Source organism: Vagococcus teuberi, assembly GCF_001870205.1.
GTDB classification, from domain to species: domain Bacteria; phylum Bacillota; class Bacilli; order Lactobacillales; family Vagococcaceae; genus Vagococcus; species Vagococcus teuberi.
This window is the reverse complement of the sequence record NZ_CP017267.1, coordinates 1,527,675-1,554,543: the sequence shown is the minus strand read 5'-3', so window position 1 is coordinate 1,554,543 and position 26,869 is coordinate 1,527,675. Positions and strand designations below refer to the sequence as shown.

Below are 26,869 nucleotides of genomic sequence, written 5' to 3'. Positions count from 1 at the left end.
CAAGTCTCAATAAGAGGCTTGAATTTTTTTATCTTTAATCATCGAAGATATTTAGTGAAACCAGTGATTTGATGTTAAAATAAAACTATAAAGAAAAAGAAGGGTGGATATGGGATGTATCCTTTAGCGATTGACGTTGGGACAACCAATATTAAGTTACAAATTTTTGAAAAAGACACGATTATAGAAGAATTAGTCTTACCGATAGAAACATTTACAGATAGAGGAAGTAGAGTTTTCCAAAGTCCAGCTCACATTTATCGTCAAATTGTACGAGGTATTCGTACCATGACACAAGAGGGTTACAACATTGATTCAATCGTTTTGACAACAGCTATGCATAGTATTATGCCAATAGTTGAGGGACGAGACGAAGAGATGTATATTTGGCTAGATGCACAGAGCAAGCCATTTGTTGAAACAATAAAATCAGAAAAAAACTATCTAAATTATTATAAAAAAACGGGGACACCCATTCACGAGATGTCACCTTTTGCAAAAATTGGGCATTTCCAAAAAGAAAAATGGTTTAACGATGTTATTCGGTGGGTTGGAATGAAAGATTACTTAATGGAACGATTGACAGGAGAATTTGTCGTAGATTATTCCATTGCCTCAGCAACAGGCTTATTTAATATCTATGATAAGAAATGGGATGAAGCCATTTTGAAAAAAGTTGGAACAGATGAATCAATGTTAGCTAAGTTAGTTGATACGGATTATTCTGCCCCACTTCTTGAAGATGTTGCGGATGAATTATTCTTAACACCAAATATCCCAGTTTATATTGGTGCAAGTGACGGTTGTTTAGCGAGTTATGCTAGTTATGTCGCAAATGGTACGCTTAATACCATCACGATTGGAACGAGTGGAGCGGTGCGTAAATTATCTAAAACAGTTGAGTTAGATGATAAAGGACAGACGTTTTGCTATTACTTAAACGATACTTATTGGGTCATTGGTGGTGCGACAAATAATGGCGGACAAATAATGACATGGGCTGAAAATGTCTTTTTTGAAGGTCAGTCTATTTATCAAGAGCTAAATCATTCTCTTAGTCAATCACCAATCGGAAGTGACGGGCTACTATTTTTCCCTTATTTAACAGGAGAACGTGCCCCAATTTGGCAATCAACTCCTCAAGGAAAATATATTGGACTAAGTTTACAACACACTAAACATCATATGGTTAGAAGTATAGTCGAAGGTATTTTTTATAATTTACGTTACATCAGTGAATTAGTTGAATTAGAGCCACGAGAGATTACTGTGAATGGCGGCTTTTTTGCGAATGAATTATTAGCCATGATGACAGCTGATATTTTTGGTCAAAATGTTGTTCAATCAGTTTATAATGAACCAAATTTTGGAGCAGTGAGCCTAATCCATCCAGTTAAGTCGTTTTTATTATCAGACCATCGTCGAACATTTTATACGGAAGATAACCACCATTTATATAATCATAGCTATGAATCATTTAAAAAAGAGTTAGAAGCGAACATTATAAACGAATAACTTTTAAAATTTACGTATATTTTTGACAGAATTTTTATCACTTGTTACAATGAACAAAAAGACAGAATGGAGAATAGTCATGAGTGATATTGCTGTGATTATGGGTAGTAAATCTGATTGGGATACGATGAAAGAAGCATGTGATGTCTTAGATGAACTAAATGTAACGTATCAAAAAAAAATTGTATCAGCTCACCGGACACCAGAGTTAATGTTCGCTTTTGCTCAAGAAGCAGAAAGTAAAGGCTATAAAGTCGTTATCGCAGGAGCAGGTGGTGCGGCTCATTTACCAGGAATGGTGGCAGCTTTAACGACGTTACCAGTGATTGGTGTACCAGTAGAATCAAAAAGTTTAAAAGGAATGGATTCACTTTTATCAATTGTTCAAATGCCAGGGGGAATTCCTGTCGCAACGACAGCTATTGGTAAACCTGGCGCTAAAAATGCCGGTTTATTAGCAGCTCAAATTATTGGCATTACAGATAAAAATATTAGAGAAAATCTGCATCAATATAGACAGCAGTTAAAGAAAACTGTACTAGAAAGTGGTGACTCTTTTGATTAATCCTATCTTGCCTTCGCAAACAGTTGGTATTATTGGTGGTGGACAACTCGGTCAAATGATGGCTCAAAGTGCAAAAGAAAAAGGATTTGTTGTCGGTGTACTTGATCCTAATGATAATTGTCCAGCTGCTCAAGTATGTGATTTTCATATTCAAGCGTCATATGATGATATCTCTGCTATTAAGAAATTAGCTAATCAATCAGATGTTTTGACGTATGAATTTGAAAATGTCGATGCTAAAGTATTAGAACCCTATGACAAAATAGGCAAACTTCCTCAAGGGTTGAAACTATTAAAAATATCGCAAAATAGACAATTTGAAAAAGAATTTTTAGTTCAACATAATATCCCAGTTTCTCCATTTGAAGTCATTCGTTCAGTCGACGAATTAAAAAAAGCACTTAAAGTGATTGGGTTTCCAAGTGTACTGAAAACGATCATTGGTGGGTACGATGGAAAAGGTCAAATTGTGTTGCGCAGTGAAGATGATATAAAAGACTGTCAAGAATTACTAAAAAATGCGACATGTATTTTGGAAAAATGGGTGTCGTTTGAAAAAGAAATCTCTGTGATCATTTCAAACAATAAGCGTCAAGAGATTAGTGTGTTTCCTGTGGCAGAAAATAAGCATGTGAACAATATTTTGTTTACTAGTATCGCACCAGCTAGAATTAGTGAAGCATGTGCAAAAGAGGCTATATCACTAGCCAAGCGAATTAGTAAAGAACTTGAAGCATGTGGCACAATTACGATTGAAATGTTTGTAACTGAGACAGAAGAATTGGTAGTCAATGAAATTGCACCAAGACCACATAATTCTGGTCATTACACGATTGAATCGTGTTCAGCAAGTCAGTTCGATACACATATATTAGGAATCTGCCAATGGGCAATGCCTAATATCAAAAGTTTTAGTGATGTAGTGATGGTGAACTTAATTGGAGACGAACAAAGCAAAGCAAAACAGGTTGTCTCTGAAAAAAATAATTGGAATTTTCATTTTTATGGAAAAAAAGATGAAAAACCAGGTAGAAAAATGGGTCACATTACGATATTATCAAATAGTATTTCAGAAACATTAACAGAAATTCAAAATCAAGATATTTGGCAATAAGAAAGGAAAAGACAATGATAGAACGTTATACTCGTAAAGAAATGGGAAATATCTGGTCAGATGACAACCGTTATGCTGCATGGTTAGAAGTTGAAATTTTAGCTGCGGAAGCATGGGCAAGCTTAGGAGAAATTCCTAAAGAAGATACTGTATTGATTAGAGAGAATGCGACGTTTGATATTGATCGTATTTTAGAAATCGAACAAGAAACACGTCATGATGTTGTGGCGTTTACGCGTGCAGTTTCTGAGAGTTTAGGACAAGAGAGAAAATGGGTTCACTACGGCCTAACAAGTACAGACGTTGTTGACACAGCTTATGGCTATTTAATGAAACAAGCTAATGATATTTTACGTAAGGATTTGTCTGAGTTTCTTGAAGTAATAAAAGAAAAAGCATTAGAGCATAAATACACAGTTATGATGGGTAGAACGCATGGCGTACACGCGGAACCAACGACATTTGGACTTAAATTAGCGTTATGGTATTCAGAAATGAAACGAAACATCGAGCGCTTTGAACATGCTGCTCGTGGTGTTGAAGCGGGTAAAATTAGTGGTGCTGTTGGAACATTTGCTAATACACCACCTGAAGTTGAAGCGTTTGTCTGTGATAAGTTAGGGATTCGCGCGCAAGAGATTTCAACGCAAGTATTGCCTCGTGACCTACATGCTGAATATATTGCAACAATTGCATTAATCGCCACAAGTATTGAAAAATTTGCAACAGAGATTAGAGGGTTACAAAAATCTGAAACACGTGAAGTCGAAGAATTTTTTGCAAAAGGACAAAAAGGTTCTTCAGCTATGCCGCATAAACGTAATCCAATCGGCTCTGAAAACATGACAGGGTTGGCTCGTGTGTTACGTGGACACGTGGTAACAGCTTATGAAAATGTGTCTTTATGGCATGAAAGAGATATCTCTCATTCATCTGCAGAACGTATTATTATTCCAGATTCAACGATTTTATTAGACTATATGTTACAACGATTTACTAACATTGTTAAAAATTTAACAGTATTCCCTGAGAATATGAAACGTAACATGGGTGCTACGTTTGGTTTGATTTATAGTCAACGTGTGCTATTAAAATTGATTGATAAAGGTATGTCTCGTGAGGAGGCGTATGATTTAGTACAACCAAAAACAGCTATTTCTTGGGATGAACAAACTGATTTTAGACCATTACTAGAAGCTGATGAAAAAATTATGTCTGTCTTGTCTAAAGAAGAATTAGACGATGCATTTGACTATAACTATCATTTAAAACATGTTGATGATTTATTTGATAGAGTAGGATTAATAAAATAATGACTTAGGTTCGCGAAATCTATTTTCGTGGCCTTTTTATTTTGTCTAAAATCACACTAATTATATTAAAAGCGAACATTTTAGAGAATGTTTTATTTTATCGTTAATAATTAATTGACGTTCAAAAAAACTCTTGTTACTATATGTTTATTAAATGAATAATGTTAAGAAAATATATGTAAATGTTCTCTAATGATGAAAGGAAGAAAAGAAATGTCAGAAGTTTTATATTTAGGTAAGGCTAAAAGCGTACATTCGACAGAAAAAGAAAATGAGTTAAGGTTGGTTTATCTAGATCAGGCAACGGCATTAAATGGTAAAAAGAAAGATGAAATTATTGGTAAAGGTCAATTGAATAATTCAATTAGTTCTGAAGTGTTTCGATATCTATCTTCAAAAGGAGTGGCACATCATTGGATTAAGCAACTTAGTGAGAATGAGCAGTTAGTTAAAGCTGTGACAATAATTCCGCTTGAAGTCGTCGTTCGAAACATTGCAGCAGGAAGTTTTTCAAAGCGTTTTGGTATAAAAGAAGGAACGATCTTACCAAAACCAATTCTTGAGTTTTATTATAAAGACGATGCCTTGGATGATCCATTTATGAATGAAGATCATATTGATTATTTAGATATTGCAACAAAAGAAGAAGTGGCTTTTATTAAAGAACAAGCTTTTACAATTAATGATTGTCTAAAAGAATTGTTTTCATCTATTGGATTGACATTAGTTGATTTTAAATTAGAGTTTGGACGAGATAGTGACGGACGCATTATTCTAGCAGATGAGGTAACACCAGATACGTGTCGTTTATGGGATGATAAGACGAACAAATCATTAGATAAAGACGTTTACCGAAAAGACATTGGAGATTTGATGAGTGTATATAAAGAAGTTGAAAAACGATTAAACGAAAGAAAAGGAGAATAATCATGTTTAAAGTAAGAGTGTATGTAAACTACAAAGCATCCATTTTAGATCCACAAGCTGCAGTTATTGAAGGAGCTATCAAACGTTTAGGTGAAGATGGTGTATCAGATATTCGCGTGGGAAAAGTATTTGATTTTGTGATTAAAGCAGATAGCAAACAAGATGCTGAAGCAAAAGTTGATAAGATTAGTGATAATTTATTAGCTAATCCAAACATGGAGACCTATGACTTTACTGTTACGGAGGTTAACTAATCATGGCAAAATTTGGTGTAGTAGTATTCCCTGGTTCAAATGGTGATCAAGATTTATTGTTAGCTATTCAAGATGTGATTGGTGAAGAAGCCGAATATGTGTCACACAGAGCAACTGACTTGTCAGAGTATGACGTTATTTTATTGCCAGGTGGTTTTTCTTATGGTGATTACTTAAGATGTGGGGCTATTGCTAAATCAAGTCCAGTGATGGAAGCAGTAAAACAGTTTGCCAGTGAAGGAAAACCAGTCTTTGGCACATGCAATGGATTCCAAATCTTAACAGAGACAGGTCTTTTACCAGGTGTTTTATTAAATAACACATCGCTGAAATTCATTTGTGGCATGCAACCATTAAAAGTGAAGAATAATCAAACAATGTTTACAAATGAATATGAACAAGATGAAATCATTACCTTACCGATTGCTCACGGTGAAGGAAATTATTACTGTGACAATGCAACTTTAAAAGAATTAAAAGAAAATAATCAAATTATTTTTACTTATGAAAAAACAAATCCAAATGGCAGTGTGGAAGACATTGCAGGCATTACAAATAAGGAAGGAAATATTATTGGTTTAATGCCCCATCCAGAACGCGCGATGGAAGATTTATTAGGTAGTTCTGATGGCAAAAAACTATTTCAATCAATCGTAAATCATTTAAGAAAGGTGACGGCATAACATGGTAAAAGCACAAACAATGACTCCAGAAGAAGTGAAAGAATCTAAGATTTATCAAGAATGGGGTTTGAAAGACTCTGAGTATGAGTACATAGCTGATTCGATTTTAGGTCGTTTACCCAACTACACAGAAACAGGTTTGTTTGCTGTCATGTGGAGTGAGCATTGTTCTTATAAAAATAGTAAACCTGTGCTAAAACATTTTCCAACATCGAACCAACATGTTTTACAAGGGCCTGGTGAAGGTGCTGGGATTGTGGATATTGGAGATGGGTTAGCTGTTGTGTTTAAAGCAGAAAGTCACAATCATCCATCAGCGGTTGAACCTTATGAAGGGGCAGCTACAGGAGTTGGTGGAATTATTCGTGATATTTTTAGTATGGGTGCTAGACCGATTGCCATGTTGAATTCTTTACGTTTTGGTGAAATTAAAACTAATCGTACTAAATATTTAATTGAAAAAGTAGTCGCGGGGATTGGTGGCTATGGTAATAGTATTGGGATACCAACTGTTGGTGGCGAGATTGCGTTTGACACGTGTTATGAAGGCAACCCACTAGTGAATGCGATGTGTGTTGGTTTAATTAGACATGAAGACATCCAAAAAGGACAAGCAAAAGGAATTGGTAATCCAATCATGTACGTTGGAGCAAAAACAGGACGAGATGGGATTCATGGTGCAACGTTTGCGTCAGTTGAGTTTGTAGAAGGTGAAGAACAACAACGTTCTGCGGTACAAGTAGGCGATCCATTCATGGAAAAAGGCTTAATGGAAGCGTGTCTTGATTTGATTTTAAATCATTCAGATTGTTTAGTCGGAATTCAAGATATGGGTGCGGCTGGTTTGGTTTCTTCAAGTTCAGAGATGGCGTCAAAAGCTGGATCAGGATTAGAACTTTACTTAGATGACGTGCCACAACGTGAAACAGACATGACACCTTATGAAATGATGTTATCTGAGTCACAAGAAAGAATGTTACTTTGTATCAAAAAAGGAAAAGAACAACAAGTCATCGAATTATTTGAATCTTACGGTTTAGATGCTGTAACAATTGGTCATGTAACAATGGACAAGCGTTATAAATTATTTTTCCAAGGAGAAAAAGTCGCGGATATTCCTGTTGACTCGTTAGCGGAAGATGCGCCGGTGTATCATAACGAACAAGAAAAACCAAAACGCATCATTGAATTTGAAAAACAAGAAGCATATAAACCTAAAATAAAAGACTTTAAACAAACAACATTATCTCTTTTAGCCCAACCAACTATTGCGTCAAAACAATCATTATACGGAACATATGACTCACAAGTTCGTACTAATACTGTTGTAGGTCCTGGTAGTGATGCTGCTGTCCTACGTGTAAGAGGAACACAAAAAGCTCTTGCGATGACAACTGATTGTAATGCGAGATACTTGTATTTAGATCCAAAAGAAGGCGGAAAAATGGCGGTGAGTGAAGCAGCTAGAAATATTGTGGCAAGTGGTGCAAGACCATTAGCTATTACAGACTGTTTAAACTTTGGTTCACCAGAAAAACCTGAAGGATTCTATGAGTTAGATCAAGCAGCAAGAGGAATTGCTCGAGCGTGTGAAGCATTTGATACGCCCGTTATTTCAGGTAATGTTTCGTTATACAATGAAACGAATAATCAGTCTATCTACCCAACACCTATGATAGGAATGGTTGGCGTAGTTGAGGATTTATCCCATGTTACAACTCAAGATTTTAAAGAAGCATCAGATTTGATTTATGTGTTAGGTGAAACGAATGCTGATTTTTCAGGTAGCGAAATTCAAAAATTATTAACTGGTAAGATTTCAGGGACTATATCAGCTGTTGATTTAGAAGAAGAAGTAGTCATTCAAGCTAAATTATTACAAGCTATTCAATCAGGTTATGTAAAAAGTGCTCATGACTGTGCTGAAGGTGGGCTATTAATTAGTGTGATTGAATCAACATTTGGAAATGGATTAGGTGTTGATATTAAGACGAACCTAGCAACAGAATTAGTGTTTGCCGAGACATCAGGACGATTCGTTGTCAGCGTGTCACCTGAAGATAAAGATGCATTTGAATCTGTATTAAAGAAAGATGCTACTTTATTAGGAAAAGTGACAAATGATGGTGTGATAAAAGTTAGTACAGCCGACGATTCATTAGAATTACCAGTTGCAAAAGCCAAAGAAGTATGGGAGGAAGCAATACCATGTCTCATGAAATAAAAGGGATAAATGAAGAATGTGGTGTGTTTGGTGTATGGAACCATAAAGATGCCAGTCAAATGACTTATTATGGCTTACATAGTTTACAACATAGAGGACAAGAAGGTGCAGGGATTGTGTCATTAGAGAACAATCGCCTGCATGGTCATCGAGGATTAGGGTTATTGCATGAGGTATTTGCTAACCCTGATTTATTAACACAATTAAAAGGCCACTCTGCGATTGGTCATGTGCGTTATGGAACAAGTGGCGAGGGAGATATTATTAACATTCAGCCCTTTTTATTTCGCTTTTACAATGCTGAAATTGCATTAGCTCATAATGGAAATTTGATTAATGCTAAAACGTTACGTAAAGAATTAGAAGAAGATGGGGCGATTTTTCATTCTAATTCTGATACAGAAATCTTGATGCACTTAATTCGTCGTAGTAATAAAGACACATTCATCGACAAATTATCTGAAGCATTAAATATTGTCAAAGGTGGTTTTGCTTATTTACTGCTAACTGATGACGCCATGTATGCAACGCTTGATCCAAATGCTTTTCGTCCTTTATCTATTGGTCGTATGAGTAATGGTGCTTACGTCGTAACAAGTGAAACGTGTGCTTTAGATACAATTGGTGCAACGTTTGTCAGAGATGTCGAACCTGGTGAAATTATAGAGATTAGCGATAACGGATTAAAAAGCTATCGTTACACTGATGAGACGATGTATTCAATTTGTTCAATGGAGTACATTTACTTTGCACGACCTGATTCAAACATCAAAGGAATTAATGTTCACTCTGCTCGTAAACGCATGGGAAAAACATTAGCTAAAGAACATCCTGTTGAAGCAGATATGGTCATTGGTGTGCCTAATAGTTCTCTTTCAGCGGCTAGTGGGTATGCTGAAGCAAGTTCTATTCCTTATGAAATGGGATTAGTAAAAAACCAATATGTCGCTAGAACGTTTATTCAACCAACACAAGAACTGCGAGAAGAAGGTGTTCGATTAAAACTATCTGCTGTTCGTGGTGTTGTGGAAGGAAAACGCGTGATTTTAGTGGATGATTCAATCGTTCGTGGGACAACATCAAAACGTATTGTTCGTTTGTTAAAAGAGGCTGGTGCAACAGAAGTTCATGTTAGAATTTCATCACCTCCATTAGCATATCCATGTTTTTATGGGATTGATATTCAAACAAAAGAAGAATTAATTGCTGCAAATTATTCAACAGATAAAATTAGAGAAATTATTGAAGCTGATTCGTTAGAATTTTTAACAGAAGAAGGTTTGATTAACTCGATTGGATTAAAGTTAGATGCCCCTTACAACGGGTTATGTATGGCGTATTTCAATGGTGATTACCCTACACCTTTATATGATTATGAATACAGAGAAAACAAGGAGGACTAGTATGTCAACAGCATATGAAAAATCAGGAGTCAATGTTGAAGCAGGATACGAAGTCGTAGAAAGAATTAAAGCTCACACAAAAAAAACAGAGCGTTTAGGGATGATGAGTGTATTAGGTGGATTTGGTGGCTGCTTTGATTTAAGTCAGTATCATGTGAAAGAGCCTGTCCTTGTTTCTGGAACAGATGGTGTGGGAACAAAATTAATGATTGCCATTGAAGCAGACAAACATGACACAATAGGGATTGATTGTGTTGCCATGTGTGCGAACGACATTTTAGCTCAAGGAGCGGAACCTTTGTTCTTTTTAGATTATATTGCTACAGGAAAAAACTATCCTGAAAAAATCGAAAAAATTATTGAAGGTGTAGCCAAGGGCTGTGTGGAATCCAAAATGGCTTTAATTGGTGGCGAAACAGCTGAGATGCCTGATATGTATGGTGAAAGCGATTATGATTTAGCTGGATTTGCGGTTGGATTGGCAGAAAAATCAGAATTAATCGATTCATCAACTATTTCTGAAGGTGATGTATTAATCGGCGTTGCATCAAGTGGGATTCATTCAAATGGTTTTTCACTAGTCAGACAAATCTTATTTAAAGATCATGATTTTTCTTTAGATACAGTTTTAGATGAGTTAAATGGAAAAACTTTAGGTGATGTGTTATTAACGCCAACAAAACTTTACATAAAAAGTGTTTTACCATTAATTAAAATGCAAAAAATTAAAGGCATTGCTCATATTACTGGTGGAGGTTTCTATGAAAATATTCCTAGAATGTTACCAGAGAATATATCAGCCACTATAACAAAAGGCACGTGGCCAGTACTACCTATTTTTGATTGTTTACAAAAACTTGGAAATATCAGCGAAAAAGATATGTTTAGTACATTTAATATGGGAATTGGTATGGTACTAGCAGTTGATAAAAGAGATGCTCAGACAGTTTTAGACTATATCAATGATCATGATGAACTTGCTTATACAATTGGACAAGTTGAACTAGGTGCGACAGGATCTGTTCACATTAAAGGAGAGAGTCGATGAGATTTGCCATTTTTGCTTCAGGAAACGGATCAAATTTTGAAGCAATAGTTAAAGCGAGTCAACAAGGAAATATTGCTGGAACATTGGTCTGTTTATTTTGTGATAAAAAAGATGCCTACGTGATTGAACGAGCAAAAAAGTATGATGTGCCTTATTTTGTGATGGAAAAAAAGGTACATCAGACAAAAGAAGAGTACGAACAAAACATTTTGACGATGCTAGAAAATGAAGAAATAGATCTCATTGTGTTAGCAGGCTATATGAAAATTATCGGCCCAACACTTTTGAATCAATATAAAAAGAAAATCATTAACTTGCATCCATCCTTATTACCAAAATATCCGGGAAATAAAAGCATAAAAGAAGCCTATGAAAGCACTGATGAAAAGACTGGTGTGACGATTCATTTAGTGGATGAAGGTGTGGATACTGGCCCAATTATCTATCAAGAAAGTTTAGCAATTAACCGTGAGCTTTCTTTAGAAGAATTTGAGGAAGAGATGCATCAATTAGAGCATCATGTATTACCAATTATTTTAAATCAATTTATCTTGGAGGAATTTAAGAATGTCTAAAAAGCGTGCACTCATTAGCGTTTATGATAAAACTGGTGTAGCAGATTTTGCAAAAGAGTTAGTTAAGTTAGGGTATGACATTATTTCAACTGGCGGAACAAAACGAATACTTGAATTTGAGGGAATTAAGTGTTTGAGTGTGGAAGAAGTAACGAAGTTTCCAGAGATGCTTGATGGACGAGTAAAAACACTGCATCCATTTATTCATGGTGGATTATTGGCTAGACGAGATAATTCAGAACACATGAACACATTAAAAGAACACCATATAGAGATGATTGATTTAGTGTGTGTCAATTTGTACCCATTTAAAGAAACCATTGCTCAACCTAATGTGACACAAAATGAAGCGATTGAACAAATTGATATTGGTGGCCCGAGTATGTTACGAAGTGCGGCGAAAAACTTTGCTAGTGTGACGGTTGTTGTTGATAGTAGTGATTATGAGATTGTTTTAAATGAATTGAGTGAAGCAGGGGACACAACACTTAAAACAAGACAATCATTAGCAGCAAAAGTATTTGCAACCACATCAGACTATGATGCAAGTATCGCTAATTACTTGTCAGAAGAAAATGATGAAAAAGGGTTACCAAACCAATTGTCACTAAACTATACAAAAGTTGATACTTTAAGATATGGTGAAAACAATCATCAAAAAGCGTATTTCTATCAATCAGATGATAATCAATCAGAAATCGGAATAGGAACAGCAAAACAATTACATGGGAAAGAATTATCTTATAACAACTATAAAGATGCTAATGCAGCGATACATTTAGTCAAAGAATTTGATGAACCAACAGTGGTTGCTGTGAAACATATGAATCCATGTGGTGTTGGTTTTGGAAAAACGATACATGAAGCTTACAGCCTAGCTTATGAAAGTGATCCGATTTCGATTTTTGGTGGCGTACTAGCTTTTAATCGCGAAATTGATACTGATTTGGCTGAAAGTTTAAATCAATTGTTTTTAGAAATTATTATTGCCCCAAGTTTTACAGCTGACGCTTTAGAGATATTAGAGAAAAAGAAAAATCGTCGTTTGCTTCAATTAGACACAACGAAACCAAACCAATCTGAGTGGGAATTAGTCAGTATCTCAGGTGGTTTACTAGTGCAAGAGTCTGATACTAAAATTGACGATGAGACAGAATGGACAGTTGTTACGGAGACATTACCAACAGCTGAAGACATTGATGCATTGAAAAAAATGTGGCTAGTGGTTAAATCTGTAAAAAGTAATGCGATTGTTGTCGGTAACGCTCGCCATACATTAGGTATTGGTGCTGGACAAATGAATCGTGTCGGGTCAGTAAAATTAGCAGTTGATCAAGCAGGTGATTTGGCCAAAGGTGCTGTATTAGCTAGTGATGCCTTTTTCCCAATGCCTGATAGTGTGGAATATGCAGCAAAACATGGGATAAAAGCAATCATACACCCAGGTGGTAGTGTGAAAGACCAGGAATCAATTGATGTAGCAAATGAGTATGGTATTGCAATGATTGTCACTGGAACAAGACATTTCAAACATTAAGAGGAGAAGACTTGATGAAAAGAAAACTATTGGTAATTGGTAGTGGTGGACGCGAGCATGCGATTGGTAAAAAATTATTACAAAGTCCACTAGTTGAAACAGTCTATTGTTTACCGGGAAACGCAGGAATGGTCATAGATGGGATTCAGTTAGTAGATAGAAACGAAAGTGATCAAAAATTTATTGCATCATTTTGTCAGGAGAAAGAGATTAGTTGGGTATTTGTCGGACCTGAAGTGCCTTTAATAGATGGATTAGTTGATTTTCTAGAGACAAAAGGGATTAAAGCGTTTGGACCTAAAAAAAATGCAGCCATTATTGAAGGTTCAAAAGATTTTGCAAAACAACTAATGGCCAAATATGATATTCCAACGGCAAATTATGAAACATTTACTGATAGAGATGATGCAATTGCCTATTTATCAACACAGGAATTACCGATTGTCATCAAAGCAGATGGATTAGCTGCAGGTAAAGGTGTTGTGATTGCCCAAACCATTGAAGAAGCAACACAAGCTGTTGATGATAATTTATTAAATAATGTTTTTGATAGTGAAGAACCTAAAATTGTGATTGAAGAGTTTTTAGTTGGTAAGGAATTTTCTTTATTGTCATTTGTGGGAGACTCTTTTGTGTACCCAATGGTTGCAGCGAAAGACCACAAAGCAATTTTTGATGGAGATAAAGGACCAAATACTGGAGGGATGGGTGTATTTACTCCAGTACCATATGTAACAGATTCAGTGTATCAAGCGTCACTATCAAAAATAGTTTCCCCAACAGTAGATGCGATGAAAAAAGAAGGAAGAGCTTTCCAAGGGATTTTATATACTGGATTAATCCTGACAAAAGATGGTCCGAAAGTCATTGAGTATAATGCTCGCTTTGGGGATCCTGAAACACAAGTACTGCTTGAAAGATTAGAAACAGATTTAGTTGAAGTAATCGAATCTATTTTGGATGATCAATCATTAGAAGTTTCTTGGAAAAATATTGGATTTGACTTAGGGGTTGTTGTCTCTGCAAAAGGGTATCCAAATAGTTATGAAAAAGGAAGGCCTTTAAACATTGATACAACGAATAAAGAAGTGAACCTTTTCTTTGCAGGAGTTGCAAAGAAAAATGATTCTCTTGTCTCAAATGGTGGTCGAGTATTTATGGCTGAAAGTAGTGGAGCAACACTCGAAGAAGCGAGACGAAAAGTATATGAATGGTTATCTAAACAACAGTTAACTGATTTTTATTATCGAACAGATATTGGAAAATAAAACAAGCTGACTAGGACTATTTTAACCTGGTCAGCTTGTTTTATTATTTTAAATTATTGCCAAAAACACTGATTAATCCGCCACCCAAATTATTATTAGTGTAGGGATAATTTGTGATAGTAAGATACAATTCTCCGGTTTCTTTTGATAACTGTCCACTTACAGCTAATGGAGTAAGTGACGCCCTTAAATCAGAAACGACACGTGGTAAGTAGCTGTTATTCTCAAGAGTTGTTTTAGCTTTTGTTAGTATCGCTTTTTCATTTTTGGGAATTTCTTTAAGTATCAGCTTATCAATACAACATATAAACTCCTTGTTAGACATTTGTTTTTGCATGAGATATCCTCTTTTCGTTTTTATGATAATATTACGACATGTTTTACTCTGTGTAGTAATAAAAGTTATTATTCTAGCCGTTTGTCAATAATGGAACGTAGTACTTTTTCTCTTAATTCAAGGGAATCAACATTATATTTAATTTCATATCCTTTAATTAGTAAATCACAAATATATAATTGGGACATTTTACCGGCAATTGATCCACCATCTAAAAATTCATCAACAGTTGTTTGAAGTACAACATCTGCTAATTGAGCGATTGGTGATAACAAATAATTTGTAATGGCTATAATTGTTGCCTGATTTTGTTTTGCGATTTTTAAAGAATCATAGGTGTCCTTAGTCTTACCAGAAAGAGATAATCCAATCACCAAATCTTCTTTGGTTAGTAATGAGGCAATTTGTGCTTGTAAATGGGGATCAATACTTGCATTAGCTTGAAGGCCGACTCTTAAAAACATAGATTCTAAATCATTGGCTGTATTCCCGCTTGATCCCATGCCAAAAATATGAATGTTTTTGGCCGAGCTTAGAAGATTAATGGCTGTATCCAAAGCATGATTATCTAATATCTTTTCTGTCATTTTTAACGTATGAGCCAAATTAGTAGCAAAATCACTATAGAAAAAGGTCGAATTATTTTGTTTTTTTTTGTTGGTGAAGTCTTCTTTAGCAATTTCTATTTTTAAGTCAGTAAAGCCAGAAAATCCTAATTTTTGACAAAATCTAATTATTGTAGCGTCTCCAACACCTGTTTCTTGTTTGACTTCACTCATTGTAGAATGGATAATTTTTTCATTAGTAGTTGTAATATAATCAGCAATTTTTTTCTCTGATTTAGTTAATATTCCGTAATAATCCTGCAATAGCTGTTTAAAGCTCATAATAATCCTCCATCAATATAGTTGCTATTATAAGTATACGATAAAAAAAATAAATTGACTAATCTATTTACATTTATGAAAACGTATGCTAAATTAATTTTGGAGAATAAATCCGAAATAAATCAAAAACGGAGTGAAAGTGGAGTATGAAGAAAGAAGAATTTTTATCGCAAATTCATAAGGGCTTAATTGTTTCCTGTCAAGCATTACCGGGAGAACCCCTATATACTAAAGAAGGTGGTGTAATGCCTTTATTAGCTTTAGCAGCAAAGGAAGCTGGAGCGGTTGGAATCAGAGCAAATTCAGTTAGAGATATTCAACAGATTAAGGAAAAAGTTGATTTACCAGTCATTGGTATTATTAAGCGAGATTACTTACCTGAGAAACCTTTTATCACAGCAACCATGAAAGAGGTAGATGAATTAGTAGAAACAGGTGTAGAGGTTATTGCTTTAGACTGTACGTTAAGACAACGTCATGATGGCTTAACGATTAATGAATTTATTAAACAAATCAAAGAAAAATATCCACAACAACTATTTATGGCGGATATCGCTACATTAGAAGAGGGGATAAATGCACATGAAGCAGGAATTGATTTTATTGGGACAACACTTTGTGGCTATACAGAAGAGAGTAAGGATATGTCAGTACCAAATGATGATTTAATTAAATCATTGATTGAATGTGGTGCTTATGTAATAGCTGAAGGACAAATACATACACCAGAAGTGGCAAAACGTATCATGGATTTAGGTGTGAGTGGCCTAGTCGTTGGTGGTGCAATTACACGTCCAAAAGAGATAGCAACTCGTTTTATTAACGAATTAAATAAGGAGGAAAACTAATATGTTTAAAAAATTCTCTCAATTGGGTAGAGCATTTATGTTACCAATATCGATTCTACCAGTAGCAGGGTTGTTACTTGGTTTAGGTGGTGCGTTAACAAATGAAAGTGCTGTGGCTGCCTATCCATTTTTAAATCAAGGTTGGTTGCAAACGATATTGACTGTGATGAGTTCAGCAGGAAATGCCGTGTTTGCTAACTTAGCACTAATTTTTGCTATTGGTATTTCTGTTGGGTTAGCTAAGGGAGACAAAGGAACAGCTGGATTAGCTGGTGGTGTAGCCTTTCTAGTTTATACAGCAACTATTAGTGGATTATTACAATTATTTTCAGCAGAAGGTGCCACGATTGATACAGGGGTTGTTGGGTCAATCGTTATAGGTGTCACTGTTGCTACGCTACATAATAAATATCGTAAAATTCAATTACCACAATTTTTAGGTTTTTTTGGTGGGTCAAGGTTTATTCCAATCGTTTCATCTTTTGCTGCAATTATTATAGGTAGTTTCTTTTATATTATTTGGCCACCAATTCAAGATGCGTTAGTTGTCGCAGGAAATCACATTGCTGATATGGGAAGTATTGGAACGTTTTTCTATGGATTCTTATTACGTTTAACTGGTGCAGTTGGACTACATCATACGATTTACCCAATGTTTTGGTATACCTCTCTTGGTGGTAGTGAAGTTGTGGCAGGTCAAACGATTTCAGGTGCACAAAATATCTTTTTCGCTCAGTTAGCTGATCCTCAACATACAGGACTATTTACTTATGGAACTAGATTCTTTGCTGGTCGTTTTATTACAATGATGTTTGGGTTACCTGCTGCCTGTTATGCTATGTATCGTGCTATTCCGAAAGCTAATAGGGAAAAAAATGGCGGATTATATTTTAGTGGAGCTTTGACATCATTCTTGACAGGTATTACAGAACCAGTTGAATACATGTTCTTATTTGTTGCACCATGGTTATACGTCATTCACGCTTTTCTGGATGGATTAGCCTTTTACTTTGCTGATATTTTAAATATTCGTATAGGTAATTCTTTTTCTGGTGGATTAATCGACTTTTTATTATTTGGTTTACTTCAAGGTGAAGATAAAACAAATTGGATAAAAGTCATTCCTTTAGGGTTGTTATGGGCAGTTATATACTACTTAGTCTTCACTGTATGCATTAAAAAATTCCATGTCGCCATTCCAGGAATGGAAGAAGCAAGTAGTACGTTAAATGAAGCTGATGTAGTGGATAAAAATAGTACATTGCATGAAGATGCTGTGAAAATTATCGAAGTGTTGGGAACAGAAGAAAATATTGAGTCTGTTACAGCATGTGCAACACGTTTAAGAGTATCAGTGAAAGATAGTCAAAAAGTTCAAGTAGATGTATTTAAAACTCTTGGTGCAACAGCAGTATTTGAAGTTCAAGGAGGAATTCAAGCTGTATATGGTGGTAAAGCCGATTTGTTAAGTCAAGAAATTAATCAAATTTTAGGGTTGGATGAGTAAATTTTTTAGTCGAATAAATGAATTAATCTAATCTTAATTATGTGAGGTGTTATAAATGTTTAAAATGTTTAAAAAGAAAGAAAAATCAATATATGCAGTAGCGACAGGACAATTGATTGAATTAGCTAATGTGTCTGATGCGATGTTCTCTCAAAAAATGATGGGAGATGGTTTTGCAGTATTACCAACAGATGGGAATGTGTCATCACCTATAGATGGAAAAGTAATGTCTGTTTTTCCAACGAAACATGCTATCACATTGGAAACAAATGATGGCTTAGAGTGTTTAATTCATATGGGGGTTGATACGGTTGAATTAAACGGAGAACCATTTACTATCCATGTTCAGGAGGGGGATAATGTATCTTCAGAGACGATATTAGCAACTATCGATTTAGATAAACTAAAATCAGCAAGTAAACATACAGATATTATCGTTGTTTTTCCAAATTATGCCGAAAAAATTAAATTAATGACAATGAACACGTTAAAGCAAGTCGTTTCAACAGATCAAATAGGCAAGCTAATTTTAAAATAAATTTGTTTTATTCATGGCTCTATAAAAGTAATGGATCAAATAAAGAAATGGTATATCTAGCACACTAAGAGTTAAGTGAATCATTCTGACTTTTAGTGTGTTTTTTTTAATTAGAGACTTCTTTTTTTCGATAGAAATTAATTAGTCGTAACGGATGAAATATCATTAAAAATAGCGTATAATAGCAATTGACGTAGAGTGCCTAGGAGCCTCTATTTTTTTTGAAAGGAAGAAACTATGTTTAATCAATATAAACCGACATGGATGGTAGATAAAATTTACAATATTACGCCTGCGCAATTGAAGTCAAAAGGAATTGATGCAGTGTTGACTGACTTAGACAACACTTTAATCGCTTGGAATAATCCTGATGGAACGCCTGAGTTATTGGAATGGATTAAAAGTATGAAAGAAGCTAATATTCCAGTGATTGTCGTGTCTAATAATAAAGCATCACGAATTGAACGAGCTGTTAATTCGCTAGGTCTTGATTATGTGTCACGAGCGATGAAACCTTTTAACAAAGGATTTAAGGAAGTTGAAAGACGCTATAAATTACCGAATAAACATCTAGTGATGATTGGTGACCAGTTGATGACGGATATTAAAGGAGCTAATAGTGCTGGTATTCGTACTATCTTAGTAAAACCGATTGTTGAAACTGACGCTTGGAACACCCAATTTAATCGTGCGATGGAAAAGAAAATAATGTCTTATTTAGTAAAAAAACATCCAGATATGAAATGGAGGACGTCATTGAATGACTGATGAACTAAAATGTATAGGGTGTGGCTCAACTATACAAACTGAAGATGCAAATAAAATAGGTTACACGCCTCAATCTGCTTTAGACAAAGGAATGGAATCTGGAGAGTTATATTGTCAAAGATGTTTTCGTTTAAGACACTATAATGAGATTCAAGATGTGGATTTAACGGACGCTGATTTCTTAGCCTTGTTAAATAAAATTGGTGACAAAGATGCATTAATTGTCAATGTTGTGGATATCTTTGATTTTAACGGTAGCTTAATTCCAGGCCTACACCGTTTCGCAGGAGATAATCCTGTGTTATTAGTAGGAAATAAAGCAGATATATTACCTAAGTCGTTGAAGAAACCCCGTTTAATTCAATGGATGAAAGAACGTGCTCATGAAGCTGGTTTACGTCCAATAGACGTGACGTTAACTAGTGCAAAACGCAAGCAGGATATTCAGGAGTTTTTAGAATTAATAGACAAATACCGTGAAGGACGAGATGTTTACATCGTTGGTGTGACAAATGTTGGTAAATCAACATTAATCAATGAAATTATTAGACAATCAGCAGGAGTTGATAATATCATTACAACGTCTCAATTTCCTGGAACGACACTTGACTTGATTGAGATTCCATTTGAAGATGGTAGTTGTTTAATAGATACACCTGGTATCATTCATCGTCATCAAATGGCACACTATTTAGGGAAAAAAGATTTACGTTTGGTATCACCAACTAAAGAAATCAAACCTAAAGTGTATCAGTTAAACGCAGGACAAACACTCTTTTTAGGTGGTCTTGCTCGTTTTGATGTGATTCAAGCTGAAAAGATGGGCTTTATTGCCTATGTATCTAACGATTTAATGATTCACCGTACAAAACTTGAAACAGCGACAGAGTTTTACAAAAAACATGTCGGTGGATTGTTACAACCACCTAGAGAAGACGAAGTAGAAGAATTTCCAGAGCTTGTTCGGTTTGAATTCTCTATAAAAGAAAAGACAGATTTAGTATTTGCTGGACTTGGTTGGGTTACTATACCAAAACCATGTGTCATCGCAGGATGGGCACCAAAGGGCGTTGATGTTATCATCAGAAAAGCCTTGATTTAAGAAAGAGGGATAAAACATATATGGAATTACGTGGAAAACAAAAACGATTTTTAAGAAGTCAGGCACATCATTTAGATCCAATCGTACAAATTGGTAAGAATGGTTTAACTGATACAGTATATGACCAAGTCGATGATATTTTAGAAAGACGTGAATTGATTAAAATTACGTTATTACAAAATACTGATGAAGATATTCAAGACGTTGCTTGGCGCATGGAAGAAGAACTCGATTGTGCGGCTGTTCAAATAATTGGACGCATTATAGTGCTATTTAGACCTTCTTCAAAAGAAAAATACCAAAAACTATCACCTCTTGTCAGAAAAATGTAGGAGTAGAGCTATGTCAACTCATGTAGATAACCATACAATCGTACACGAAAAAACTGAAATGATTAATGAGCCAAGAAAGCGAGTTGGAATTTTAGGTGGAGGGTTTAATCCAGTTCATTTAGGGCATTTGGTGATGGCTGAACAAGTGTATGCCCAACTAGCTTTAGATGAGTTTTATCTCATGCCAACTTATCAACCACCACATGTTGACAAAAAGACAGTGATTGATGCAAGCCACCGAGTTGCAATGTTAGAATTAGCGACAAAATCAAATCCTCATCTTAAGGTTGAATTAGAAGAAGTATATCGTGAAGGAAAAAGTTATACGTTTGATACGATGGAGTCTTTAATTGCAAAAAATCCAAATACGGATTATTATTTTGTTATAGGTGGAGATATGGTTGACTACTTACCAAAATGGTATAAAATTGATGAGTTAATGAAGATGATTCAATTTGTTGCGATTAAACGGAGTGGTTTTCCACAAACATCTGATTACCCATTAATATGGGTCGATTCTCCAAGGATGGATATCAGCTCTTCTTTGATACGACAAAATATTCAAAGAGGATGCCCAATTAAGTATTTAGTACCTGATAACGTGATTGACTATATACAAAAAAAGGATTTGTATCGCCATGACAACTGAGTTAGTTTATAGCAAACAATATACTGATTTAACTCGTGAAGACTTAATGCAAAAAGTATCTGAACAAATGTCTGATAAACGATTTCAGCATGTGTTACGAGTAGAAAAAAAAGCATTGGAATTAGCGAATAACTATCAAATTGATAAAGAAAAAGCAAGTATTGCAGCATTAACTCATGATTACGCAAAGGAAAGACCTGATGAAGAGATGATTGATATCATCCAAAACGAAGGTTTTTCTAGTGAATTATTAGAGTATGGAAATGCGATATGGCACGGTATACTAGGTGCTTATCTGGTCAAAACAGAATTAGGTATTACTGACCAAGAGATTCTTGATGCGATAACGTTGCATACGACTGGGGCTAAAGAGATGAGTGATTTGGCTAAGGTGATTTATGTGGCGGATTATATTGAGGATGGTCGTGATTTTCCTGGTGTTGTCGAGGCAAGAGAAAGTGCAGAAAGAAGTTTAGATGAAGCTGTTTCATATGAGACATATCACACCTTAACTTATTTATTAAAAAGTAAAAAGAAAATATACCCAAAAACATTAGAAACATATAATTATTGGGTTGTAAGTCATTAGGAGGGATTCATTATTAATAGTGAGCAGATTTTAGAATTAGTAGTAAAGGCAGCAGATGACAAACGTGCAGAGGATATCGTTGGTTTAGATGTATCAAAGGTGTCTCTTTTAGCAGATTATTTCGTGATTTGTCATGGGAATAGTGATAAGCAAGTATTAGCAATTGCAAAAGAAATTATTGACGAAGCGTATAAACATGAGGTTGATGTGAGACGTGTTGAAGGAAAAGAGTCAGCTCGTTGGATTTTAATTGATTTAGGTGATGTTATTGCACATATTTTCTACGGAGAAGAACGTGAATTTTATAATCTAGAAAAATTATGGTCTGATGCACCACTTGTTAATATCGATCATATGGTAGTTAGCTAATGACAATTTATAAAACGTTCGCTAAGATTTATGATGAGGTCATGGACGAAACGTTATATGAAGATTGGTTAGATTTTACAACGCGTCATATTGGCGAGTCACAAAAAAATATTTTAGAACTTGCGTGTGGCACAGGCATATTATCTGTTGAATTAGCCAATATCGGTCATCAGGTAACAGGCCTTGATTTGTCTGAAGAGATGGTTGAATTAGCGAAAGAACGAACAACAGAAGCTGATGAATTGTTATCTTTTGAAGTTGGAGATATGCTAGATTTGAAGAAAACAAATCAGTATGATGTGGTGACGTGTTTTTCAGATTCGTTGTGTTACATGCCAAATGAAGAAGCAGTTCAGACTGTTTTTAATGAAGTAAATCGTGCGTTGAAATCAGGTGGGATATTTTTATTTGATGTTCATTCTATTTTTAAAATAGAACACGAATTTCCAGAATATAGTTATCATTATCAAACGGATGAATTTGCCTTTTTATGGGAAAGTTATCCAGGAGATGTACCGTATAGCATTGAACACTTTTTGACGTTTTTTGTAAAAGAAACAGAAGAAGAGGACATCTTTAAACGTTATGATGAACTGCATGAAGAACGTACTTATTCAATCGAAACATATGAAAAAATGCTTTCTAAATCAGGGTTTACTGATATTAAAGTCGTCGCTGATTTTACAGATAATGAACCAAATGACGAAAGTACACGTTGGTTTTTCATTTGTCAAAAATAATTATGTAGCTTAGAGACTCGTTCTCTGAGCTATTTTAATACGTTGGGAGTAGTTTGATGAGGTTAACAAGTTGTGGTGTTATTGTAGAGTATAATCCATTTCATAATGGACATATCTACCATTTGAAAGAAGCAAGGAAAAAGTCAGAAGCAGATGTGTTAGTTGCGGTCATGAGTGGTAATTTTTTACAACGAGGAGAACCAGCTATCATTGATAAATGGCAAAGAGCCGAAACAGCCCTACATAATGGAGCTGATTTAGTCATAGAGTTGCCTTTTGCTTATGCGGTACAGTCAGCAGATTACTTTGCAAAAGGTGGCATTAAGTTGCTTCATAGTTTAAATGTGGAGTCACTTTGCTTTGGAACAGATTTAACACAGTCAATGGATTATGAATTATTTGGTCAAACATATGTAGAAAAAGAGAAACTTATAAATCAACGATACCAAGAAATAAAAAATAATGGCGAGAGTTATCCGCAACAAATGACACAGATTTATAGGGAGTTATTGCAACAAGTTCCGCTTGATTTCTCATCGCCAAATCATATTTTAGGGATGGCTTATGCCAAAGAAAATGCAAGGTATGCTAACCCAATGTCGCTCATTCCTATTACTAGACAAGGTTCCGGTTATCATGATGAAACCATAAAATCACAAGAGTTTTCCAGTGCAACAGCTATCAGGCAACGTGTTTTAGAAAAAGATATGACAAGTATTTCTCACACAGTACCAAGTGAAACACGTGACTTTTTAGAAAATACTGACTTACATTCTTGGGGGGACTATTGGCCATTATTGAAATATCATTTGTTAAATCACTCTTTTGATGAATTATCAGATACTTATCAACTTAGTGAAGGAATAGAGTATCGATTGAAAGAATCGGTAAAAAAAGCGGCTAGTTTTTCAGGTTTTATGTCTCTTGTTAAAACGAAGCGATACACATGGACAAGATTACAGCGTTTAGCTACCTATTTGTTGTTAAATGTAAGAGAAAAAGAAATCCATGATGTTTGGCAAAATTCTTATTTAAGAGTTTTGGGGTTCACTGAAAACGGTCGTCAATTTTTAAATCAAGAAAAAAATCATGCTACTTTGCCTATTGTGACAAAAATTGATCAAAAGAATGAGAAGCAGTTATCGTTGGACATTCGAGCAGGACAAATTTATCAGTTAGCCCAACAACATCATCATATAGAGCAGGATTATTACCGCTCGCCAATTTATTTGAAAGGGGAAACGTCATATGAAAGTTGTACTTCATATCCATGATTTAATTATGTGGTCTACTTGTTTAGCAAATGTAAATAATTTGCTTGAAGCAAGTGAGGATGACGAAATCAAAAATATTGAAGTGGTAGCCAATGGACCAGCGATTAAAGGTTATCTTGATCCAGATATTGGTCAAAAAATTGACTGGTTACAAGAGAATAGAGGGATTGTATTTTCTAGTTGTGCTAAGGCAATGTCAAATCAGGATGTAGCAAAAGAGAATTTGTTAGCCAATGTTCAAGTTGTTGCATCAGGGGTTTACCGATTAGTTAAACTACAACAACAAGGATACTTATATATAAAAGTGTAGCCATGGATTTATTTCCATCGCTACACTTTTTAGTTTATTGGTAGATGTCTTTGATGACACCAGTTTAATAATTGATTGTCTAATACAATTGATTTATCTTTTAAAGATTGAATATTTTTTGCCCCAACTAAAGTCATTAAATGAGTGAGTTCCTGTTTAAATCGATTGATTTGGCTGATTGTTTCATGCGTCCCTTTAGTTAAAATCAAATGGAGGAACTCTCCAGATAATCCAACAGCAGAAGCTCCAAGACCAAAAGATTTAAGCATATCGAGGGGTGTTTTAATACCACCTGAGGCGATAAAGGTGGCTTTATCTTGATAGATTCTAGTTTCAAGTAATGACTCAGCGGTTGTTTGTCCCCAATCATAGAGGTAGGTGTATTCTTTTAAGTCACGACGTTCATTTTCAATTTCGATAAAATTAGTCCCGCCTTTTCCTGCAACATCAATGATGGTTACACCGACATCAGTTAATTGTTTGATAGTTTCTTTTGATACACCAAACCCAACCTCTTTGATAATAACAGGAACAGATAAGGAATTAACGATTGCTTCTATATTCGTTAACCAGTCAGAAAAATTACGATCTCCCTCAGGCATGACTAACTCTTGTGGCGTATTAAGATGAAGTTGTAGAGCATTTGCTTCAATCATCTCAACTGCCCGTTTAGCATTATCAATTGAATGATGTGCTCCTAGGTTAGCAAATAAAATGCCATTCGGATTCGTTTTTCTCACAATCTCAAAAGATTCTTTATACTGTGGTTCTTTTAAGGCAATACTAATTGATCCAAGAGCCATAGCTAAATTTGTATCTCGAGCAACTTCAGCTAAATTTTTATTGATAATTGTCGCTTTTTGACTGCCACCAGTCATCGCGTTGATAAAAAATGGTGTGTCTAGTTCAATATCACCTAGAGTTGTTTTTAAACTAACGTCGTTTACTGACATTTCAGAAAGAGATTGATGGACAAATCTAACGCCATCAAGACCATTTGTTTTTGGTGAACTATATTGCATTTCAGCATAATGGATGTGTTGATCTTTTCGATTCCAAGATGTATTCATGCACTAAGCCTCCGCTTTAATTGATTGATGTGTGGTATTTGGCGTACGATAAACTTTTAAAGGCAAATTCGTTATACCGTGTGTTTCCCATTGTGCCAACATAGAGGATGCATCGTCTTCTTTTTTAAATAGTACGATACCACAATCACCACCACCAGCACCTGATGATTTAGCAGCACCACCGAATTCTTCTGCACTTTGACATAGGTTTAATAATGCTTCAGTCTCGATATCAACGCCACTTTTTTGAGCAAGAGATGTTAAAAGAGAACGATTTAAACGGATGCCCTCTTGAAATCGTTCGATATTGCTTTGTTTAAATGCTTCAATCAAATCAGTCACACAGTCTGCACTTTTTTTAAGAAAATCACGGTAAAAGCCATTCATTTCATGTTGTTCATCATTCATTGTATCAACAAGTAATGTGGTAGAAGCAGGTGTTCCAGTCCAACCAATATATAAATCTAAATTAGTTGGTGCTTCAAGTGGTTCAATCATTAATTTTGGCCATTTTTCTTTTAATAAATCGATTAAACTAATGGCTTTATTGGCTAAGCGATCAAGTACCCAATCTTTTTCAAAGCATGAGTAAGCAACCCATCCTTCAAAGGAACTAGCTGCCAAATCACCAAAAGAGCCATTGCTATGCAGTGAAAGATGAGTGATAGCTGATAATTTATAAAGTAGTTCAGCATCATAATCAATCTTATAAAATTGTAAAATAGCTTTAATTGTCGCAATCGTCACAGCGCCACTAGAGCCTAATCCGTATTTACGACCGTCTTTATTGTCTAATTCACTTTCAATGGTTAAATCAAAATATTTTAGCGGTAAGCCTAATTCTTTTAAGTACGATTCAACAATCGTGACAGAACCAGCGATATAAGAAAAAGGATTATCACGCTCATCCATATAAAATTTACCATTTTTTCGTGTCCAAGGAATTGAAATACCGTTTGAATAAGATGAACGGATACTTCCTTGTTTGTCTGCGGGCTTTAGCGTTACAGTAATGAATTGATCTAGTGCAACGATTAGCGCAGGATTTCCAGGTTCTAACACAGCATATTCTCCTGCTATATACAATTTTCCTGGTGCACTTGCTTTAATCAAAAAAATCTCC

General features: G+C 35.1%; 29 protein-coding genes. 25 read left to right on the top strand and 4 right to left on the bottom strand.

What is annotated here, in order from left to right:
• The first annotated feature begins 114 nt into the window (after positions 1 to 114).
• The 13 genes from BHY08_RS07520 to purD all read left to right on the top strand — a co-directional run bounded on the left by BHY08_RS07520 (position 115) and on the right by purD (position 14,426).
• Complete coding sequence (locus tag BHY08_RS07520) at positions 115 to 1,515, top strand: gluconokinase (protein ID WP_071457284.1); 1,401 nt, start codon at positions 115 to 117, stop codon at positions 1,513 to 1,515.
• Between the two features lie 49 nt (positions 1,516 to 1,564).
• Positions 1,565 to 2,080: a 5-(carboxyamino)imidazole ribonucleotide mutase gene (purE, locus tag BHY08_RS07515; protein WP_157093683.1), complete on the top strand. Its 516-nt coding sequence runs from the start codon at positions 1,565 to 1,567 to the stop codon at positions 2,078 to 2,080.
• Positions 2,064 to 3,194: a 5-(carboxyamino)imidazole ribonucleotide synthase gene (purK, locus tag BHY08_RS07510; RefSeq protein ID WP_157093651.1), complete on the top strand. Its 1,131-nt coding sequence runs from the start codon at positions 2,064 to 2,066 to the stop codon at positions 3,192 to 3,194. Before purE ends, purK begins: the two co-directional genes overlap by 17 nt.
• A 14-nt stretch (positions 3,195 to 3,208) precedes the next feature.
• Positions 3,209 to 4,507: an adenylosuccinate lyase gene (gene purB, locus BHY08_RS07505; RefSeq protein ID WP_071457281.1), complete on the top strand. Its 1,299-nt coding sequence runs from the start codon at positions 3,209 to 3,211 to the stop codon at positions 4,505 to 4,507.
• A 213-nt stretch (positions 4,508 to 4,720) separates the two neighbouring features.
• On the top strand, positions 4,721 to 5,434 hold the full coding sequence (gene purC / locus BHY08_RS07500) for a phosphoribosylaminoimidazolesuccinocarboxamide synthase (protein ID WP_071457280.1): 714 nt from the start codon (positions 4,721 to 4,723) through the stop codon (positions 5,432 to 5,434).
• A 2-nt stretch (positions 5,435 to 5,436) separates the two neighbouring features.
• On the top strand, positions 5,437 to 5,688 hold the full coding sequence (purS, locus tag BHY08_RS07495) for a phosphoribosylformylglycinamidine synthase subunit PurS (RefSeq protein WP_071457279.1): 252 nt from the start codon (positions 5,437 to 5,439) through the stop codon (positions 5,686 to 5,688).
• 2 nt (positions 5,689 to 5,690) lie between these two features.
• Positions 5,691 to 6,371, top strand: coding sequence for a phosphoribosylformylglycinamidine synthase subunit PurQ (gene purQ / locus BHY08_RS07490; protein WP_071457278.1), 681 nt, complete (start codon positions 5,691 to 5,693; stop codon positions 6,369 to 6,371).
• Position 6,372: 1 nt separating this feature from the next.
• On the top strand, positions 6,373 to 8,595 hold the full coding sequence (gene purL / locus BHY08_RS07485) for a phosphoribosylformylglycinamidine synthase subunit PurL (protein WP_071457277.1): 2,223 nt from the start codon (positions 6,373 to 6,375) through the stop codon (positions 8,593 to 8,595).
• On the top strand, positions 8,580 to 9,998 hold the full coding sequence (gene purF, locus BHY08_RS07480) for an amidophosphoribosyltransferase (RefSeq protein ID WP_071457276.1): 1,419 nt from the start codon (positions 8,580 to 8,582) through the stop codon (positions 9,996 to 9,998). The genes purL and purF overlap by 16 nt, the downstream gene beginning before the upstream one ends.
• Position 9,999: 1 nt before the next feature.
• Positions 10,000 to 11,046 carry a phosphoribosylformylglycinamidine cyclo-ligase gene (purM, locus tag BHY08_RS07475; protein WP_071457275.1) on the top strand — a complete coding sequence of 349 codons (1,047 nt, stop codon included), beginning with the start codon at positions 10,000 to 10,002 and terminating at the stop codon, positions 11,044 to 11,046.
• Complete coding sequence (gene purN / locus BHY08_RS07470) at positions 11,043 to 11,621, top strand: phosphoribosylglycinamide formyltransferase (RefSeq protein WP_071457274.1); 579 nt, start codon at positions 11,043 to 11,045, stop codon at positions 11,619 to 11,621. The genes purM and purN overlap by 4 nt, the downstream gene beginning before the upstream one ends.
• Positions 11,614 to 13,158 (top strand): bifunctional phosphoribosylaminoimidazolecarboxamide formyltransferase/IMP cyclohydrolase, encoded by a 1,545-nt coding sequence (purH, locus tag BHY08_RS07465; protein WP_071457273.1) that lies wholly within the window; start codon positions 11,614 to 11,616, stop codon positions 13,156 to 13,158. Before purN ends, purH begins: the two co-directional genes overlap by 8 nt.
• A 14-nt stretch (positions 13,159 to 13,172) precedes the next feature.
• A complete protein-coding gene (purD, locus tag BHY08_RS07460; protein ID WP_071457272.1) occupies positions 13,173 to 14,426 on the top strand; it encodes a phosphoribosylamine--glycine ligase in 1,254 nt (417 codons plus the stop codon).
• A gap of 43 nt (positions 14,427 to 14,469) precedes the next feature.
• Here the strand turns inward: purD and BHY08_RS07455 are convergent, their stop codons facing one another.
• Both BHY08_RS07455 and BHY08_RS07450 read right to left on the bottom strand, forming a co-directional pair.
• On the bottom strand, positions 14,470 to 14,763 hold the full coding sequence (locus tag BHY08_RS07455) for a bacteriocin immunity family protein (RefSeq protein WP_071457271.1): 294 nt from the start codon (positions 14,761 to 14,763) through the stop codon (positions 14,470 to 14,472).
• 68 nt (positions 14,764 to 14,831) lie between these two features.
• Positions 14,832 to 15,650 (bottom strand): MurR/RpiR family transcriptional regulator, encoded by an 819-nt coding sequence (locus tag BHY08_RS07450; protein WP_071457270.1) that lies wholly within the window; start codon positions 15,648 to 15,650, stop codon positions 14,832 to 14,834.
• Between the two features lie 146 nt (positions 15,651 to 15,796).
• Here BHY08_RS07450 and BHY08_RS07445 point away from each other — a divergent pair, with 146 nt between their 5' ends.
• The 12 genes from BHY08_RS07445 to BHY08_RS07390 all read left to right on the top strand — a co-directional run bounded on the left by BHY08_RS07445 (position 15,797) and on the right by BHY08_RS07390 (position 24,676).
• Entirely contained in the window at positions 15,797 to 16,498 is a 702-nt protein-coding gene (locus tag BHY08_RS07445) for an N-acetylmannosamine-6-phosphate 2-epimerase (protein WP_071457269.1), read from the top strand.
• 1 nt (position 16,499) lies between these two features.
• On the top strand, positions 16,500 to 18,005 hold the full coding sequence (locus BHY08_RS07440; protein ID WP_071457268.1) for a PTS transporter subunit EIIC: 1,506 nt from the start codon (positions 16,500 to 16,502) through the stop codon (positions 18,003 to 18,005).
• Between the two features lie 55 nt (positions 18,006 to 18,060).
• Positions 18,061 to 18,543 (top strand): PTS sugar transporter subunit IIA, encoded by a 483-nt coding sequence (locus BHY08_RS07435; protein ID WP_071457267.1) that lies wholly within the window; start codon positions 18,061 to 18,063, stop codon positions 18,541 to 18,543.
• Between the two features lie 237 nt (positions 18,544 to 18,780).
• Complete coding sequence (locus BHY08_RS07430; protein WP_071457266.1) at positions 18,781 to 19,311, top strand: YqeG family HAD IIIA-type phosphatase; 531 nt, start codon at positions 18,781 to 18,783, stop codon at positions 19,309 to 19,311.
• Entirely contained in the window at positions 19,304 to 20,413 is a 1,110-nt protein-coding gene (yqeH, locus tag BHY08_RS07425) for a ribosome biogenesis GTPase YqeH (RefSeq protein WP_071457265.1), read from the top strand. The genes BHY08_RS07430 and yqeH overlap by 8 nt, the downstream gene beginning before the upstream one ends.
• Before the next feature lie 20 nt (positions 20,414 to 20,433).
• Entirely contained in the window at positions 20,434 to 20,745 is a 312-nt protein-coding gene (gene yhbY, locus BHY08_RS07420) for a ribosome assembly RNA-binding protein YhbY (protein ID WP_071457264.1), read from the top strand.
• Positions 20,746 to 20,755: 10 nt separating this feature from the next.
• The gene (locus BHY08_RS07415; protein ID WP_071457263.1) at positions 20,756 to 21,394 is read left to right on the top strand and encodes a nicotinate-nucleotide adenylyltransferase; all 639 of its coding nucleotides are present in this window, start codon (positions 20,756 to 20,758) and stop codon (positions 21,392 to 21,394) included.
• Positions 21,384 to 21,983, top strand: coding sequence for a bis(5'-nucleosyl)-tetraphosphatase (symmetrical) YqeK (gene yqeK, locus BHY08_RS07410; RefSeq protein ID WP_071457262.1), 600 nt, complete (start codon positions 21,384 to 21,386; stop codon positions 21,981 to 21,983). The genes BHY08_RS07415 and yqeK overlap by 11 nt, the downstream gene beginning before the upstream one ends.
• A gap of 27 nt (positions 21,984 to 22,010) precedes the next feature.
• A complete protein-coding gene (gene rsfS / locus BHY08_RS07405; protein ID WP_211267928.1) occupies positions 22,011 to 22,352 on the top strand; it encodes a ribosome silencing factor in 342 nt (113 codons plus the stop codon).
• Complete coding sequence (locus tag BHY08_RS07400) at positions 22,352 to 23,092, top strand: class I SAM-dependent DNA methyltransferase (protein ID WP_071457260.1); 741 nt, start codon at positions 22,352 to 22,354, stop codon at positions 23,090 to 23,092. Before rsfS ends, BHY08_RS07400 begins: the two co-directional genes overlap by 1 nt.
• A gap of 53 nt (positions 23,093 to 23,145) precedes the next feature.
• Complete coding sequence (locus BHY08_RS07395) at positions 23,146 to 24,366, top strand: nucleotidyltransferase (protein ID WP_370447138.1); 1,221 nt, start codon at positions 23,146 to 23,148, stop codon at positions 24,364 to 24,366.
• Entirely contained in the window at positions 24,341 to 24,676 is a 336-nt protein-coding gene (locus tag BHY08_RS07390) for a DsrE family protein (protein ID WP_071457258.1), read from the top strand. Before BHY08_RS07395 ends, BHY08_RS07390 begins: the two co-directional genes overlap by 26 nt.
• 29 nt (positions 24,677 to 24,705) lie before the next feature.
• Here the strand turns inward: BHY08_RS07390 and fni are convergent, their stop codons facing one another.
• On the bottom strand, positions 24,706 to 25,746 hold the full coding sequence (fni, locus tag BHY08_RS07385) for a type 2 isopentenyl-diphosphate Delta-isomerase (RefSeq protein ID WP_071457257.1): 1,041 nt from the start codon (positions 25,744 to 25,746) through the stop codon (positions 24,706 to 24,708).
• Between the two features lie 3 nt (positions 25,747 to 25,749).
• Positions 25,750 to 26,859: a phosphomevalonate kinase gene (locus BHY08_RS07380; RefSeq protein WP_071457256.1), complete on the bottom strand. Its 1,110-nt coding sequence runs from the start codon at positions 26,857 to 26,859 to the stop codon at positions 25,750 to 25,752.
• Positions 26,860 to 26,869 lie beyond the last annotated feature (10 nt).

What these genes read in the sequence shown, in the direction of transcription:
- BHY08_RS07520 (WP_071457284.1), top strand. Translation starts at nt 115, where the DNA reads ATGTATCCTTTAGCGATTGACGTTGGGACAACCAATATTAAGTTACAA.
- BHY08_RS07455 (WP_071457271.1), bottom strand. Translation starts at nt 14,763, where the DNA reads ATGCAAAAACAAATGTCTAACAAGGAGTTTATATGTTGTATTGATAAG.
- BHY08_RS07435 (WP_071457267.1), top strand. Translation starts at nt 18,061, where the DNA reads ATGTTTAAAATGTTTAAAAAGAAAGAAAAATCAATATATGCAGTAGCG.
- fni (WP_071457257.1), bottom strand. Translation starts at nt 25,746, where the DNA reads ATGAATACATCTTGGAATCGAAAAGATCAACACATCCATTATGCTGAA.
- BHY08_RS07415 (WP_071457263.1), top strand. Translation starts at nt 20,756, where the DNA reads ATGTCAACTCATGTAGATAACCATACAATCGTACACGAAAAAACTGAA.
- purC (WP_071457280.1), top strand. Translation starts at nt 4,721, where the DNA reads ATGTCAGAAGTTTTATATTTAGGTAAGGCTAAAAGCGTACATTCGACA.
- purS (WP_071457279.1), top strand. Translation starts at nt 5,437, where the DNA reads ATGTTTAAAGTAAGAGTGTATGTAAACTACAAAGCATCCATTTTAGAT.
- purD (WP_071457272.1), top strand. Translation starts at nt 13,173, where the DNA reads ATGAAAAGAAAACTATTGGTAATTGGTAGTGGTGGACGCGAGCATGCG.
- purQ (WP_071457278.1), top strand. Translation starts at nt 5,691, where the DNA reads ATGGCAAAATTTGGTGTAGTAGTATTCCCTGGTTCAAATGGTGATCAA.
- BHY08_RS07390 (WP_071457258.1), top strand. Translation starts at nt 24,341, where the DNA reads ATGAAAGTTGTACTTCATATCCATGATTTAATTATGTGGTCTACTTGT.
- BHY08_RS07445 (WP_071457269.1), top strand. Translation starts at nt 15,797, where the DNA reads ATGAAGAAAGAAGAATTTTTATCGCAAATTCATAAGGGCTTAATTGTT.
- yqeK (WP_071457262.1), top strand. Translation starts at nt 21,384, where the DNA reads ATGACAACTGAGTTAGTTTATAGCAAACAATATACTGATTTAACTCGT.
- purL (WP_071457277.1), top strand. Translation starts at nt 6,373, where the DNA reads ATGGTAAAAGCACAAACAATGACTCCAGAAGAAGTGAAAGAATCTAAG.
- purF (WP_071457276.1), top strand. Translation starts at nt 8,580, where the DNA reads ATGTCTCATGAAATAAAAGGGATAAATGAAGAATGTGGTGTGTTTGGT.
- BHY08_RS07440 (WP_071457268.1), top strand. Translation starts at nt 16,500, where the DNA reads ATGTTTAAAAAATTCTCTCAATTGGGTAGAGCATTTATGTTACCAATA.
- yhbY (WP_071457264.1), top strand. Translation starts at nt 20,434, where the DNA reads ATGGAATTACGTGGAAAACAAAAACGATTTTTAAGAAGTCAGGCACAT.
- yqeH (WP_071457265.1), top strand. Translation starts at nt 19,304, where the DNA reads ATGACTGATGAACTAAAATGTATAGGGTGTGGCTCAACTATACAAACT.
- BHY08_RS07430 (WP_071457266.1), top strand. Translation starts at nt 18,781, where the DNA reads ATGTTTAATCAATATAAACCGACATGGATGGTAGATAAAATTTACAAT.
- purN (WP_071457274.1), top strand. Translation starts at nt 11,043, where the DNA reads ATGAGATTTGCCATTTTTGCTTCAGGAAACGGATCAAATTTTGAAGCA.
- BHY08_RS07400 (WP_071457260.1), top strand. Translation starts at nt 22,352, where the DNA reads ATGACAATTTATAAAACGTTCGCTAAGATTTATGATGAGGTCATGGAC.
- purB (WP_071457281.1), top strand. Translation starts at nt 3,209, where the DNA reads ATGATAGAACGTTATACTCGTAAAGAAATGGGAAATATCTGGTCAGAT.
- purE (WP_157093683.1), top strand. Translation starts at nt 1,565, where the DNA reads ATGAACAAAAAGACAGAATGGAGAATAGTCATGAGTGATATTGCTGTG.
- purH (WP_071457273.1), top strand. Translation starts at nt 11,614, where the DNA reads ATGTCTAAAAAGCGTGCACTCATTAGCGTTTATGATAAAACTGGTGTA.
- BHY08_RS07450 (WP_071457270.1), bottom strand. Translation starts at nt 15,650, where the DNA reads ATGAGCTTTAAACAGCTATTGCAGGATTATTACGGAATATTAACTAAA.
- purM (WP_071457275.1), top strand. Translation starts at nt 10,000, where the DNA reads ATGTCAACAGCATATGAAAAATCAGGAGTCAATGTTGAAGCAGGATAC.